A 15588-nucleotide genomic window follows, 5' to 3' on the forward strand; every position below is an offset into this window, starting at 1 on the left:
GGATATAGATGGTGGAATTCCAATTTACAAAACGTGCATATAAAATATTGGAGATTGCAACGCGAGAGGCTGAGTGTAATAAAGGAATTATTCATCCAGTTCATCTATTTATAGGAGCTTGTAAGGAAGGTACTGGAGTTTGTGCGGAGTTACATATGTATTTATTTCACACGGTGGGTATGGATTTTTTAGCAAAAATATCGTTGCTCCAACAATATTATACAAATGAAATAGAATACATAAATGTTGGGGAGTTTAAAGTTTCAAATAAGACGATAGAAGTTTTAAAAGTAGCAAAGAAACGGATGGACCGTTTTCAGCAAGTATTAATAAATGAAGGGCATGTTTTATATGCACTGTTTCAAGTTGATACAGTTATTGACAAGGTTATAAGTAAAAACGTGCAAAAAGAGGTATTGCAAATTACATCTGAGCCAAGAGACTTAACGGTCGCATTAAAAAGATTTAATCCTATTTATAATAATTTAAACTGTAATATTAGAAGAGCTGTCTCTTCTGATTTTAAAAAATTGGCACGTTTTGTTAAGGGTGAATTTGGTGAGCGTTGGTTAAAATCTTTAGATTATGGATTTCGGACACATAAAGAAGAGTTACCTATTTTTATTGCGGAGGAAGGAGGAGAAATTATTGGTTTCGCTTGTTACGATGTTGTGAGAGGAAAGAAAGGATTGTTTGGCCCGATGGGTACAGCGAAACATAATCGTGTGAACGGTGTTGGGAAGGAATTGTTACATCATTGTTTATATAGTATGAAGCAAGATAGATATGAATATGCAATTATTGGACAAGCAGGTCCGATTGAGTTTTACGAGAGAAGTTGTAATGCGAGTTTAATACAGATAGAGAATAATTAACCAACTTCATATAGGGGAGTTGGTTTTATTATGAAAACGTTGTAGGAATGTAGTGATTCTTACTAGAAAATAACGGATTTTGTAGTAAATCTTACATGTAAAGCAAATTACTAAACTTTTTCTAGAAAACGGTGTAGAATGGGTATCGAATGAAAGAAGGTGTGAAAATGGCCAGCTGGAAACGAAATTTAATGATTTGTTGGCTAGGTTGTTTTACCACTGCAGCCGGTATGAGTTTAGTAATTCCTTTTTTATCTTTTTATATTGAGGAATTAGGAGTGACTGGCACTTCTAGTATTGCACAGTGGTCGGGACTTGCATTTGGTGTAACATTTTTAATGGGTGCGATCGTATCACCAATATGGGGAAAGCTAGGTGATATACATGGACGGAAATTGATGCTTATTCGTGCTAGCCTTGGTATGGCGGTAATTATGACGCTTATGGGGTTTGTGACGGACGTGTATCAACTAGTCGCACTTCGGTTTTTAATGGGAGCGGTATCTGGTTTCCTTTCTACAGCGATGACATTTATTGCTGCAGAAACTCCGCAAGAACATTCAGGTTGGGCAATTTCTACAATCTCAACTGGAGGCGTGAGCGGTTCATTACTTGGGCCGATACTCGGAGGTTATTTGTCAGAGTTAATCGGAATGCGCCATGTTTTTCTAGTTACAGGAGCTTTCTTATTCCTTTCCTTTCTTATCGTCTTTTTCTTCTTACACGAGGAGAAACATTCTGCTAAAGCAAAAAAGGCACAGCCGAAAAAAGTATGGACGATGGTCCCTGCAAAACATTTAATAATAAGTTTATTTGTAGCAACGTTTATTATTCAGCTTGCAAATATGTCGATTCAACCTATTATTACGTTGTACGTAAAGCATTTGGCAGGACCAGGAACAGATCATATTGAAATGCTTGCAGGTGCAGTCATGTCTGCGACAGGATTAGCAGTTATTTTAGCAGCTCCTAAGCTAGGAAGATTATCAGATCATATTGGACCTCAAAAAACGTTAGTTGTAGCGTTGTTTGCTGCAGGAATTATTTTTATTCCGCAAGCATTTGTAACCTCAGCTTGGCAACTATTAATTCTTCGCTTTTTATTAGGTATCGCACAAGCAGGACTATTACCTTCCGTACAAACTCTACTAAAACAACATACGCCAACCCATGTAACGGGACGAATATTTGGATATAATCAATCGTTTCAGTTTTTAGGAAATATGATTGGGCCAGTACTTGGTGGACAAATTGCAGCTCATGCGGGATTCCAATATGTTTTCTTCTCTACATCATCATTATTATTTATTGCATGTATTTGGGTTTATTTTCATAGTAAGAATGCAGAGGTATCAGAAAAACAACATTTGGAAGTTAGTTAACTATGTGAATGAAAAACAGAAAAAGGATGGAGCTATATTGCTTCATCCTTTTTCATTAAAATTGAAGGCAAAGATAACTTAATGTACCAAGCTCGTAGCTACGGTGAATGACTTTACCGTCGTTCTCACCACTACCCATCGCGATAAATAAAGGAACAAAATGCTCTGCTCTTGGTACTGCTAATTGTGCATGAGGCGCATTATTCTCCCAATTAAACAATGCATCTTTATCGCTAGTATGCATATGATTTATAATCCAATCATCAAATTCAATTGCCCATTTTTCAGGTGTAGTTTGATTCCATTTTAAAGCTCGTAAATTATGAACAGTAACACCGCTACCGATTACTAAAATATCTTCTTGTCCAAGTCCTTTTAGTGCTTCTCCAATTTCAAATTGTTCTTTTGCAGGAAGGAATGGATTTACTGATATTTGTACGACAGGAATATTCGCTTCTGGATACATGCGATGCAGGAGTGTCCATGAACCATGATCTAAACCTCTCGTCATATTATGATGGACTGGAATGTCTTTGTTTTTAAATTTTGTTTCTAGCATAGACGCAATGCTAGAAGAGCCTTTCGCACGATATTTAATTTCGTATAACTCAGGAGGAAAACCTCCAAAGTCATAAATTGTTTCATATTCTTCATCTGAAGAGGAAATCGTTAATACTTCACTTTCCCAGTGAGCGGTAAAAATAACAATAGCTTTCGGTTTATATGTTTCCCCAAGTGTCTTTAAAAAGCATGTATAGTCTGTATCTTGAATAGCGAGCATTGGTGAACCATGTGCTAAAAATAATGATGGCATCATAATTGAAACCTCCTAAAAATGTAATAATTACTTTATGTAAGTAACTATATAATTTTTATTATAGTTCGTCAAGAAAGTATTTTTAAAGCGAGTCTGAAAAATAGATTATTTGTTATAATGAAAGCAATTACATATAATATGTAATAAGAATAATGAATGTATATTCATTTTTAAAATAGATACATAATAGATTTGGGGGCTGACGAAATGAACGTACAGGAAAGTTTCGTTACGGCATTGGATGAATCGGAAATTTATTTGCGTAAATGGTTACCAGAAGGCAATCCGCGGGGGATTGTTCAAATTGCACATGGTATGACAGAACATGCAGGTGTGTATACAGAATGTATTGAAGCTTTATTAGAAGCAGGATACGGTGTTTATGCTCATGATCATAAAGGGCATGGAAAAACAGTGAAAAGAGAAGAAGACTATGGTCATTTTGAACCAAATGTAGGGTGGAATCAGGTTGTGTCTGATGTTATTTTTGTATCAGAAACGATAAGAAAAGAACAGACATGTCCATTGTTTTTACTTGGACATAGTATGGGATCTTTCTTATCAAGACGAGCTGTGCAACTTCGAGGTGAATTATATGATGGATTTCTTATTTCAGGAACTGGGGGAAATCCAGGGGTTTTAGGCAGCATTGGTCATAAAGTAGCAACAATCGAAATGAAACTACGCGGAGCGAAAACGAAAAGTCCGATGTTAAACTTTTTATCTTTTGGTAATTTTAACTCAAACTTTAAGCCGAATCGTACAAAATTTGATTGGTTATCTTCAGATAACAGCCAAGTAGAAAAATATATTAAAGACCCGTTATGTGGCTTTATTTGCACAACAAGTTTTTATCGAGAATTATTTCATGGTGTATTAGAAGTAAATAAATTAGAAGAATACAAGAAAACGCCAAAAAGTCTTCCTATACATATATTCTCTGGAAATCGTGATCCTGTTGGGGATATGGGGAAAGGTGTAAAAGAAGTATACGAAAACTATAAAAAATGTGGTGTGAAAGATGTAACACTTCGTTTATATGAAAATGGTAGACATGAAATGTTCCATGAAGTGAATAGAGATGAAGTGTTTAAAGATTTGATTTCTTGGTTAGATAGACATATTGTATGAGAAGAAACCTCACTTTTTCTGAAGTGAGGTTTCTTTGAGGAAATGGAGGAATGGTTATGAGTGGATTTGTAAATAAAGAATATATAGAAATAGATTTTAAATATGATTTGATTAAAGAAGAGGAATTGAAAAATTGTACCTTCATAAAATGCCGTTTTAGAGGGATAGATGCATCAGAAGTTTTTACTAAAAACTGTAATTTCATAGAATGTGATTTTACTGGTGCTCTTTTTAATGCTTCTATCCATCAAGGAACTACATTTGCTAATTGTAAGTTTTTTGGTGCGAATTTATTTGTATCCAAATTTGAAGAATGTAAAATGACTGGTTCTGATTTTGAAGAGGCGAATTTAGACGGAATAACAATTATTTCCGGCGATTGGTCATATACGAATCTAAGGTTTGCGAATTTAAGTAAACAAATGTTAAAGGGGATTCGTTTAATTGAAGCTGACTTATATGAATGTAATTTAGAAAAAGCAGATTTACGTGAAGCGGATTTAACAGGTGCACAATTAGGTAAGGCAAAACTTAGCGGTGCAGATTTAAAAGGAGCTGTAGTTGATAGAATCGACTTTAAAAGTTTTGATTTGAAAAATGTGAAATTGGATATAGCGCAGGCGGTTGCAGTTGCGAGATGTTATGGTGCGAAGGTGAATTAAATCAGTTGTAACACGGTTCAATATATTGAACCGTGTTACAACTATTAATAATTTTAATAGTTATTCTCTATATAAGAAGCTATGTCATTAGCAAGAGTCGATGTTAATAGTGTAGATACATTACTTAAAATGATGATTGTAGCCTCTTTGTCAATTAACCGTAAATAAGAGGATGTAAAACCGTTAATGCCGCCGTGATGGAATACAAGTTTACTATTTTCGCCTGCCATAGCGATGTTCCAGCCGTAACCATATCCATAAGATCCTGCAGTAAACATGCGAGACGTCATACTATTTGAAAGCAAACGATTTTCTTTTATCGCTTGATCAAATATATATAAATCTTCGGCTGTAGAAAATAATCCACCAGCTGAATACGAGTTTGACATATGAATAAATGATGTGTTCTGTAAATCATGAATTGGATGTAACTCATACCCAGTTGCTTTATGTTTTTGAATGGTGTGATTCAGATCAACATCTGTGTTCATCATAGAGAGTGGATATAAAATCTTCTTTTTAAGAAATTCTTCATAAGAAATCCCACTTATAACTTCAATGATGTGTCCTAATATAATATAACCTGAATTCGAATAATTGAATTTTTCACCAGGGCTAGATTCAAAGGGACATGTAATAATCCATTGTATTAATTCATCCGGTGTTCGAGGCTGGTAAGACTGTATTAAAAAATTGTGTTGAGCAGTAATATTCCCAACACCAGCAGTATGACTTAATAGATGCTCAATCATAATTTGATTTCCTTTTGGGAAAGTTGGAATGAATTGATCCAATGTATCATGTAGCTGTAATTTTTTCTCTTCCACAAGCATTAAAATAGCAACTGCAGTGAAGATTTTAGTTATTGATCCGATACGAAACTTCGTTGTAGCTGTATTAGGTATGTCCCAATCGTAATTAGCTTTTCCAAATGATTGTTTATAAAGAGTTTGTTCTTTATGGGCTACTAAAATTGTACCATTGAATTTTTCGGTATTTTTATATAAGAATGAATTGATATATGAGTTTAGCAAATTTCAGGCACTCCTTCAAATTTTGGAATATTAGTTACCTGAAATGTAATCCAACGGCATAAGCAATTCCCCCTAAATGAAATATTTTTTGGAATACTTTTCTATATTATAATGCAAGTTATAAAAGAAGCAAGTGGATTTCTAATCTATGAAAATTAAAGGTTTTTTGAATTACTTTCCGAATCGCTTTAGTAGTTTACATATCGAAGGTGAGGAGAAAAAATCATGAAGGTAAGAGAAGCAGTAGTAAGTGAAGCGAATGAACTAAGTCAACTGGCACTACATTCAAAAGCTACTTGGGGTTATAGTGAAGAATTTATTTTAGCTTGTAAGGAAGAATTAACGATCTCAGAGGATTACATAAAAAATAATTTTGTATATGTTTTAGAAAATGATGATGCGAAGATTGGATTTTTCTCATTTTTACATAATGAAAATGCTCTCGATTTCCTATACATTTATCCTAGTTATAAAGGAAAAGGATACGGGAAAATACTTTGGAGGTTTGTAGTAGAGCAAGCAAATGAACTAGGATTGAAAAGTTTTACGATTGATAGTGATCCAAATGCGAAAGGATTTTACGTGAAAATGGGGGCAAAACTAATCGGTGAGACACCATCAACGGTTTTTAAAAATCGCCTTTTACCTCTTTTACAATATGATGTGTAAAACTACCAATGTCAGGGGAAGCTGAGAATGGATAATAAAAAGACAAAACCAATATATGAAGCGTTAATAAAATCTTGGTCAATAGAAACGAGTTCTAAGTGGACGAGCGAAAACCCGGCAAAGGGACAATGTGGTGTAACGGCCCTTATTGTTCAAGAATTATGCGGGGGAGAGATAAAAAAGACGAAAGTAGGAGAAGTGTGGCATTTTTACAATACAGTAGATGGGAAAAGGCATGATTTTACTTGGACTCAATTTCATGAAAAATTAAACTATATGGACGTGAAGTCGAGCCGTGAAGAAGCATTTGCAGATACAAATGACAAACAATATGACATTTTGAAGGAAAAGATAATGAAAGAATTAAAATTATCTTTTGACTCTTAATCTTTAATAAGTTACTATAATGGTGGTAACTTATTAAAGGGAACTTCATAGAGTTGAAAGGGGAAATACTTTTGAAAACAACTTATGTAAACGCTACAATTGTAACGATGAATGAACAAAATGAAGTGATAGAAAATGGATATATCATTGTAGAAAATGATCAAATTATAGATGTAAATAGCGGAGAATTCGCTAACGATTTTGAAGTGGATGAAGTAATTGACATGAAAGGAAAGTGGCTTTTACCTGGGCTTGTAAATACACATACACATGTTGTAATGAGTCTTTTGAGAGGTATTGGCGATGATATGTTATTACAGCCGTGGCTTGAGACGAGAATTTGGCCACTTGAAAGCCAGTTTACTCCAGAGCTTGCGGTTGCAAGTACGGAATTAGGGTTACTTGAAATGGTGAAAAGTGGTACAACATCATTCTCTGATATGTTTAATCCAATTGGAGTAGATCAAGACGCAATTATGGAAGCGGTGTCAAAAAGTGGAATGCGAGCTGCTGTTTCAAGAACTTTATTTAGCTTCGGAACGAAAGAAGATGAAAAGAAAGCAATTGAAGAAGCGGAGAAATATGTAAAGCGATATTATAAGGAAAGTGGTATGTTAACTACGATGGTTGCACCGCATAGTCCATATACATGTTCCACAGAACTGTTAGAAGAGTGTGCACGTATTGCAGTAGAAAATCAAACTATGGTTCATATTCATCTTTCTGAAACAGAGCGTGAAGTACGTGATATTGAAGCGCAGTACGGAAAGCGTCCAGTAGAATATGCAGCAAGTTGCGGATTGTTTAAACGTCCAACAGTTATTGCGCATGGAGTAGTATTAAATGAAAATGAGCGTGCATTTTTAGCAGAACATGATGTTCGAGTAGCTCATAATCCGAATAGTAATTTAAAATTAGGTTCGGGTATAGCGAATGTAAAAGCGATGCTAGAAGCAGGGGTTAAAGTAGGGATTGCTACAGATAGTGTTGCGTCTAACAATAATTTAGATATGTTTGAAGAAATGCGTATTGCGACTTTATTACAAAAAGGTATTCATCAAGATGCAACAGCATTACCAGTTGAAACAGCTCTTTCACTTGCGACAAAAGGAGCTGCGGAAGTAATTGGCATGAAACAAACGGGATCACTTGAGGTTGGAAAGTGTGCTGATTTTATTACGATTGATCCATCTAATAAGCCGCATCTACAACCAGCAGATGAAGTATTATCGCATCTTGTGTATGCTGCTAGTGGAAAAGATATAAGCGATGTAATTATTAATGGTAAACGTGTTGTTTGGAATGGTGAATGTAAAACATTAGATGAAGAGCGTATTATATTTGAAGCTAGTCGTTATAAACGAGGTTTACAAAGATAGGTATGTACATGTTGGTTGAAAAGCTGTCCTTTTATAAAAAGGACAGCTTTTTTCTTGAACGAATAAATATTCAATATAATGTCGCATCTTTCTATTCATATTTCTGTTATAATATATAACGTTTATAATATTTTATTTTTAAGGAGAACAATTCATGAAACGAAAAAAGAGCCATTTAATGGTAATGGCAATTGTTACATCTTTATTTTTAACAGCTTGTAATAATAAAGCGAATAAAAGTGATACAGAGGCTAAAAAACAAGTGTTAAATGTAACAGTGTCAGAAGAAATTCCATCTCTTGATACTGCAAAAACGATGGATGGAACATCAGCACACGTTATGCAAAATATATTTGAAGGGTTATATGTGCTAGATGGTCAAGATAATCCTATTCCTGCTGTAGCAAAATCGTTTGAAAGAAGTGAAGATGGTAAAAAATATACATTTCATTTGCGTAAAGATGCAAAGTGGTCAAATGGAGAATCAGTAACAGCAAACGATTTTATGTTTGCGTGGAGACGAGTGGTAAGCCATGAAACAGCGTCTCAATATGCATACATGCTGTTTTATATAAAAAATGCGAAAGAAATAAACAAGGGAGCAATTCCTCTTAATGAACTTGGAGTAAAAGTAGTAGATGATTATACGCTAGAAGTTGAACTAGAACAGCCGACTCCGTATTTTTTACAGTTGCTAGCGCTACCGATATACTTACCACAGCATGAATCATTTTTGAAAGAACAAGGTAACAAATATGGATTGGAACCTAGTAATCTCATATATAACGGCCCATTTGTATTAGAAGAATGGAAACATGAACAAGAGTTCCAATTAAAGAAGAGTGCTACATATTGGGATCAAAAGAAAGTGAAATTAGACGAAATAAACTTTCATATCGTAAAGGACACAATGACAGCTGTAAATTTATATGAAGCCGGCGATTTGGATCGAGTCCCTATTAATTCACAAGTTGTAGACAAGTATAAAGGGAATAAGGAATTACACATGGCGAGTGATCCTGGAATTGCTATGCTACGTTTTAACGGAAAAAATCATGCGTTAGCAAATAAGAAAGTACGTCAATCTATCTCATTGGCATTAAATAAAGATGATTTCGTCGCTCACTTTATAAATAACGGGGCAAAACCTGCAAGTGGACTTGTACCAGCTGGTCATATAACTGAAGAGACTGGCAAAGATTTTAGAAAAGAAAACGGAGATCTTTCTCCATATGATTTACAAAATGCGAAAAAGGTTTGGGAAGAAGCGAAAAAAGAACTTGGGGTAGAACAGGTAACACTGGAGTTCTTAACGTTTGAACAAGATAACGCAAAACGTATGGCGGAATATATAAAAGGTGACTTAGAGAAGAATTTGCATGGATTAACGATACAAATTAAACAACAGCCATTTAAGCAAAAATTACAATTAGAACAAACAGGTGATTACGATATATCTATGGCAAATTGGGGACCGGATTATAAAGATCCAATTAGTTATTTAGAGTTATTTACGACGGGTAATCCGAATAATAAAATGAATTATTCTAACCTTCACTACGATGAACTAATAAAAAAAGCTAAAAGTGATCTAGTACTAGATCAGAAGAAAAGGTGGGAAACTCTGCAAGAGGCTGAGCGTATTCTATTAGAGGACGCTGCGGTAGCACCGCTTTATCATATTGGTTCAGCTTATGTACAAAAGGATTATGTAAAAGGAATTGAAAAGCATCAATTTGGTGGCGTTTATACTTATAAGAATGCTTATATTGATAATAAGTAAAATTATTTATATAAAAAAAGAAACCTTACTTTTAAGAGTGAGGTTTCTTTTTTATATAATTTCTATTAAACCGATTTTAATAAAGAATAAAAATTCGTATCATATGGAATATCATCTTGATACATATAATTTTTCAGAACACCTTCTTTTTCAAATCCTAATTTTAATAGCACTTTATTTGAAGCTTCGTTTTCAAGAAAGACAATTGCACCGATTCGTTTTAAATGTAGCGTGTGGAAACCATATGATATAACTTCAGAAACCGCTTCAGTGGCATATCCATTTCCCCAGTGTTCAGGGAGAAAGGCATAACTTATATTTGCTCGTTTATGTTCAGAAGACCAATCATGAAAACCAATTGTTCCAATGAGCCCTTTCTTGTCTTTTAATTCGATTCCCCATTTAATGCCGCTTCTTGCGTTGTAACCCAACTTAAAATTATTAAGGATTTGTTTTACTTGATCCAAATTTTGCAATGGCTTTTGGCCATAATGGCGCAGGACATCGGTATTCGAAAAGCAATGTAATATACCCGGTGCATCTTCTTCAGTAAGTTCTCGTAAAATAAGTCGCTCAGTTTTTAATATAGGAAACATGCCTTCACTCCTGTTCATATGAAACTAGAATGTATTTGTTATTATATAATTTAATCTGAAAATAAAGATTTTTCAAGGTGTAAGGATGATTTTCAGTCAATGGCGGGGAATCATATTTATTTACGGTTAGATGAAACAGGAACATTTTTATTTCTCGCCCACTTAAAGAAAGGGTCAATTAAAGTTAAAGAAGGACAACACGTAAATGAAGGGGAGGTTCTTGCTCAAGTCGGTAACTCAGGAAGTTCAAGTGAACCACATTTACATATTCATCATCAGAGGCAGGATCCATCTAATACGAGTATGTTTCTTACGGAAGGATTACCGCTATACTTTCGAACTGAAAAAGGAGCGATGATGCCGGAAAGAGGTAGATACATAAGTGGTAATTAGAAGAAATTTATTTCGCTGAAAAAGGGTATTCCAAATTAAAATTGGAATACCCTTTTTCATTAACCAACAAATGTTTGATACAGTAAGAAAATATTTAAAACGATAACGAGTGCAGCGATTAACCATGCGATGAATGTTGTTATACGGTGGTTAACGAGTGCGCCCATAATCTTTTTATTACTTGTAAACATAATAAGTGGTACTAATGCAAACGCAATACCGAATGATAATACAACTTGGCTCATTACAAGAGCGTAAGTTGGGTTTACGCCTAAAGCGATAATAACGAGAGGCGGAATCATCGTTATAAATCGGCGTAAATATAACGGAATATGCATGCGAATGAATCCTTGCATAATAATATCACCGGACATTGTACCGACAGAAGAGCTAGATAATCCGGCTGATAAGAGTCCAATTCCAAATAAAGCAGCGGATACAGGACCGACTAAATTACTAAATTGATTGAAAGCAACATCAAGATCTTCAACATGTAGACCATTTTTAAAGAATAGTGCAGCAGCAACAATTAGCATACTTGCGTTAATAGCTCCAGCGATAACCATCGCAATAATAATGTCAATGAATTCGAAGCGGAAAATCTTTTTCTTTTGTTCATCATTTGTTCCGACTACGCGGCGCTGCGTTAAGGCCGAATGTAAATAAATTGCGTGCGGCATTACTGTCGCGCCTAAAATTCCAGCTGCTAAAAGAATACTATCCACACCTTGGAATTTTGGAGTAAATAGTCCTGAAAGAAGAGGGCTTAATTCCGGTTTTGCGTAAAAGACTTGGATACCAAAAGCGATAACAACGATAAAAATCATCCCTGTAATAATAGCTTCTAATGGACGAAAGCCTCTGCGTTGAAATTCAAGAATAATAAATGATCCAACCGCTGTAATTAAAGCAGCTGGTAACATCGGAATTCCAAATAGTAAGTATAAGCCGAGTGCTGCCCCGATAAATTCAGCTAAATCTGTAGCCATAATAACGAGTTCCCCTTGTATCCATAAACCGATGGAAACTGGTTTGGGGAAGTTTTCGCGAGCTACTTCAGGAAGGTTTCTTCCAGTAGCGATTCCTAATTTAGCTGATAAAGTTTGGATTAATACAGCCATTAAATTAGAAGCGAGTATTACCCAAAGTAATAAATACCCATATTGGGATCCAGCAGCAATATTCGTTGCAAAATTCCCAGGATCAATATAAGCAACTGATGCGATAAAAGCAGGGCCTAAGAATGGTAACAGTCTTTTAAATCCTTTTGTTTGTCCACTTAACGCTAAATGAGCGGATTGAACTGTTGTACTTTGAGAAGGGACTTGTTCATCTTTTGATATATTTTTATTCATAGTAGTGTTCACCTTATTCTTACTCATTATTTCAATACATTTAGATATGTTATGTGATGATTTCATTTGAACACAAAAGTTTCCTTAATGCAAATTATATGACTGTGTGCAATGAATGGTGTGACGATGCAAAAACATTTTGGGAGTTTATGGTTGTTGAATAAGGGAGAAGATAATAAATTATAGGGTTGTTTTTGAAATTTATGTGAACATACAGCCTATATTACAGCATATTAATTGATGGAAATGGAATTGTATGATATATAATATATTGGGATTACAACCTAACCGTAGTGTTTTGTTCTGTAATCTTGTTTTTATTTCTGTTAACTTATAGAAAAAATTGTAAATAGAAGAAAATAGGCTAAGTACAATTTTGTATATATTTTCTTATTATATATGTTTTGATATGAACGTTAACTTATACATGATTTTAAAATTTAGATAGGTGGTAGAACTACATTGGCAACTACAAAACCATATAGAGTATTACTATATTACATGTACACAACAATTGAAAATCCAGAAGAATTTGCTGAACAGCATTTAGAATTTTGTAAATCACTTGAGTTAAAAGGAAGAATTCTTGTAGCGACAGAAGGAATTAATGGAACTTGTTCTGGAACTGTTGAGCAAACAGAGAAATACATGGAAGTAATGAACAATGATCCACGTTTTGCTGGAATCGTTTTTAAAATTGATGAGGCGGATGAGCATGCATTTAAGAAAATGCACGTACGTCCTCGCCCAGAGTTAGTTACACTTCGCTTGGAAGACGACATTAACCCAAAAGAAATGACTGGGAAATATTTAGAACCAACAGAATTCTATGAGGCAATGAAACAAGAAAATACAGTTATCATTGATGCACGAAATGATTATGAGTTTGATTTAGGACACTTTAAAGGTGCGATCAAACCAGATATTGAATCATTCCGTGAATTACCAGATTGGATTAGAGAAAACAAAGAAACACTTGAAGGTAAAAAGATTTTAACGTACTGTACAGGTGGAATTCGCTGTGAGAAATTCTCTGGTTGGTTAGTTCGAGAAGGCCATGAAGATGTAAGTCAGCTTCACGGCGGAATTGTAACGTACGGAAAAGACCCAGAGGTACAGGGTGAACTTTGGGATGGTCAATGTTACGTATTTGATGAGCGTATCGCTGTACCAGTAAACCAAAAAGAACATGTTATCGTTGGTAAAGATCATTTTACAGGTGAACCTTGTGAGCGCTATGTAAACTGTGCAAATCCAGAATGTAATAAGAAAATTTTATGTTCTGAAGAAAGTGAAGCAAAACATTTACGTGCATGTTCTCATGAATGTCGTGTACACCCACGTAATCGTTATATCGTGCAACACGAATTAACAGAAGAGCAAGTAGCTGCTACATTAGAAAAAATCGAAGCAGGGAAGTAAGCAGAATTAGCTAAATAAAAAAACAGATGGTAGCATCGTGCTGCCATCTGTTTTTTTATTTACTTTGTATCTTCTTTCTCTTTAACAGCAGATAATACAGTTTGTTTTACCCATGCTTTTCTGCTTCTATGCTGTATAGCCCATTGGTATAAACCTTGTGCACCTAAAATGAGGGAAATGACTATACCGCTAATCGCTATTAAAAGAGCAAAATATTCAAGGGGTGAAGATATATGATTTGAATCAGTGGTTTTTAAAAGGTCAATCATCGTAAACCCTAACATTTGGCCCACCACAGAGTAGAGGGTTAAAATTAATAATAAAAGACTATCTTTTTTAGAGGCGACATTCTCTTGATATTTAAACAAACTATCAAGATTTTGCTTGGCATTCGTATATAGTATTTCAATGTTAAAAAGTTTTCTTAAGCGGAAGAAAATATCTTCACTTTGTGATTGAGATACTAATTCTAAAGAAAAATAGTTAGCTGTAAACGAATTGATAGAGTAAATTAACTTCTCTATCTCATTTGTATCTTGTTCAATATTTAGTTCAGCATAAGCGTTTGCCATTTTTAATAAAACAATTTTATGAAATAGGTTTAATAATAAAGCGTAATAAAACTCCCCATACATTTGACTAGCAAGTTTAGTTATTTTACTCTCATCTTCGTTTGTTACACATGTGAAAATATGTTCTTCCATTATGAAATAACGATTAGGAGCCCACCTTTGATAAGAATGTTTTGTTAAATAATCGTGAATATAAGGAACATTATTTGCGCTAATATACGGCTTACCATCGTCTGTTAATCCGGAAAGACTGGAAGCTCGATATACATCAACTACATGAAGGTCTGACTCTTTGTTTATGGATAATAAAGTTTGTACATACATTCGTTGATCTTCAAAGAATGGAAATGTTTGAAAGTAAGAACTCCGCAATCTCTTTTTCTCAAAGAAGTCTGTTAAGCCATGAAATAAATCGCCGAATATAAGTTTTTCTACTTGTGAATATTTTTTTTCATCACATTCAATACAAATAGTCTCAGTTGTATCATTTCTAGTTTCAAGTACACGGAATCGAGAAGCGAATTCGATTGCTTCTGATAATGTCATGTTTGGAGCGGTTTTGACTTCTGTTCGAATTGTTAAGAAGCCAAGCTCATAAGGACAAAGTGTTACATCAATAGAATGTATCTTGAATGGAACGGAAATAAGATTTGTTGTTAAATGTCCATTTAAATTAAGGTCTTTAGAATAGCGCTGTAATCCTTTTTGATGCTCTGAAGGAGGAAAGAGAATCTTATTCGTAAATGAAAGATAGTATGCTTCCATGTTTTGATGTGAAACTTTAAACTCCCCGTAATATGTATTTTCATCTTCGAGATGATCGAGTCGAAAAGGCCGGAAATCATTTTTTTGTAAGAAAGGGAACATATTTTGTTCATATCCAGTTTTAAACGAAAACGGGAATATAAATTGAAATATAGCTGTTGTTACATCTTTTTCTTCGATTGTTTGTATTGCCTCCATCTACATTGTTTCCTTTCCATATAAGCTATAGAAACAACATGCCCAATTTTCCTATTAAATAACCTCTCGTTTTCACTAGTTTAAGAATGAAAATTCAGCTTATTTAATAGGAGACATGTATAATATTATGTATACTAAAACTAGTGTGATTGTTTTATGAAAAGGGGG

The 15588-nt window shown here is 34.4% G+C and carries 14 protein-coding genes and 1 pseudogene; 10 read left to right on the top strand and 5 right to left on the bottom strand.

Going from position 1 to position 15588, the window contains the following annotated elements:
• The first annotated feature begins 8 nt into the window (after positions 1-8).
• Together MHB76_RS08965 and MHB76_RS08970 are read left to right on the top strand one after the other, a co-directional pair.
• Entirely contained in the window at positions 9-875 is an 867-nt protein-coding gene (locus tag MHB76_RS08965; RefSeq protein WP_078173138.1) for a GNAT family N-acetyltransferase, read from the top strand.
• 167 nt (positions 876-1042) lie between these two features.
• Positions 1043-2257 (top strand): multidrug efflux MFS transporter, encoded by a 1215-nt coding sequence (locus MHB76_RS08970; protein ID WP_078173139.1) that lies wholly within the window; start codon positions 1043-1045, stop codon positions 2255-2257.
• 55 nt (positions 2258-2312) lie between these two features.
• On the opposite strand, the gene MHB76_RS08975 is transcribed toward MHB76_RS08970, so the two are convergent.
• Positions 2313-3074: a DODA-type extradiol aromatic ring-opening family dioxygenase gene (locus MHB76_RS08975; protein ID WP_078173140.1), complete on the bottom strand. Its 762-nt coding sequence runs from the start codon at positions 3072-3074 to the stop codon at positions 2313-2315.
• Between the two features lie 207 nt (positions 3075-3281).
• Here MHB76_RS08975 and MHB76_RS08980 point away from each other — a divergent pair, with 207 nt between their 5' ends.
• Entirely contained in the window at positions 3282-4205 is a 924-nt protein-coding gene (locus MHB76_RS08980) for an alpha/beta fold hydrolase (RefSeq protein ID WP_078173141.1), read from the top strand.
• 56 nt (positions 4206-4261) lie between these two features.
• Entirely contained in the window at positions 4262-4867 is a 606-nt protein-coding gene (locus tag MHB76_RS08985) for a pentapeptide repeat-containing protein (RefSeq protein WP_002148857.1), read from the top strand.
• Between the two features lie 53 nt (positions 4868-4920).
• On the opposite strand, the gene MHB76_RS08990 is transcribed toward MHB76_RS08985, so the two are convergent.
• Positions 4921-5901, bottom strand: coding sequence for a serine hydrolase domain-containing protein (locus MHB76_RS08990; protein WP_078173142.1), 981 nt, complete (start codon positions 5899-5901; stop codon positions 4921-4923).
• A 225-nt stretch (positions 5902-6126) separates the two neighbouring features.
• Between MHB76_RS08990 and MHB76_RS08995 the strand changes: the two genes are divergently transcribed.
• The 4 genes from MHB76_RS08995 (at position 6127) to MHB76_RS09010 (ending at position 10119) form a co-directional block, all read left to right on the top strand.
• The gene (locus tag MHB76_RS08995) at positions 6127-6570 is read left to right on the top strand and encodes a GNAT family N-acetyltransferase (protein WP_078173143.1); all 444 of its coding nucleotides are present in this window, start codon (positions 6127-6129) and stop codon (positions 6568-6570) included.
• Between the two features lie 27 nt (positions 6571-6597).
• Entirely contained in the window at positions 6598-6957 is a 360-nt protein-coding gene (locus MHB76_RS09000) for a YunG family protein (protein ID WP_078173144.1), read from the top strand.
• 53 nt (positions 6958-7010) lie between these two features.
• Positions 7011-8336, top strand: a complete 1326-nt coding sequence (locus MHB76_RS09005) for a bifunctional S-methyl-5'-thioadenosine deaminase/S-adenosylhomocysteine deaminase (protein WP_199709090.1) — start codon at positions 7011-7013, stop codon at positions 8334-8336.
• Positions 8337-8490: 154 nt separating this feature from the next.
• Positions 8491-10119, top strand: a complete 1629-nt coding sequence (locus MHB76_RS09010; RefSeq protein WP_078173146.1) for a peptide ABC transporter substrate-binding protein — start codon at positions 8491-8493, stop codon at positions 10117-10119.
• Between the two features lie 65 nt (positions 10120-10184).
• Here MHB76_RS09010 and MHB76_RS09015 read toward each other — a convergent pair whose 3' ends face one another.
• Entirely contained in the window at positions 10185-10715 is a 531-nt protein-coding gene (locus tag MHB76_RS09015) for a GNAT family N-acetyltransferase (RefSeq protein ID WP_078173147.1), read from the bottom strand.
• A gap of 81 nt (positions 10716-10796) precedes the next feature.
• On the opposite strand from MHB76_RS09015, the pseudogene MHB76_RS09020 reads away from it, so the two are divergent.
• A pseudogene (locus MHB76_RS09020) lies at positions 10797-11108 on the top strand (M23 family metallopeptidase); the annotation flags it as partial.
• A 59-nt stretch (positions 11109-11167) separates the two neighbouring features.
• Here MHB76_RS09020 and MHB76_RS09025 read toward each other — a convergent pair.
• Positions 11168-12463, bottom strand: a complete 1296-nt coding sequence (locus MHB76_RS09025) for an Nramp family divalent metal transporter (RefSeq protein WP_002158339.1) — start codon at positions 12461-12463, stop codon at positions 11168-11170.
• Positions 12464-12925: 462 nt separating this feature from the next.
• Here MHB76_RS09025 and trhO point away from each other — a divergent pair, with 462 nt between their 5' ends.
• Positions 12926-13885 (top strand): oxygen-dependent tRNA uridine(34) hydroxylase TrhO, encoded by a 960-nt coding sequence (trhO, locus tag MHB76_RS09030; RefSeq protein WP_002158338.1) that lies wholly within the window; start codon positions 12926-12928, stop codon positions 13883-13885.
• A gap of 59 nt (positions 13886-13944) precedes the next feature.
• Here the strand turns inward: trhO and MHB76_RS09035 are convergent, their stop codons facing one another.
• On the bottom strand, positions 13945-15420 hold the full coding sequence (locus MHB76_RS09035; RefSeq protein ID WP_078173149.1) for a hypothetical protein: 1476 nt from the start codon (positions 15418-15420) through the stop codon (positions 13945-13947).
• Positions 15421-15588: the final 168 nt, after the last annotated feature.

Origin of the sequence: Bacillus sp. FSL M7-1345 (genome assembly GCF_038006985.1) — a bacterium.
In the GTDB taxonomy this organism is placed as follows: Bacteria; Bacillota; Bacilli; order Bacillales; family Bacillaceae_G; genus Bacillus_A; species Bacillus_A cereus_U.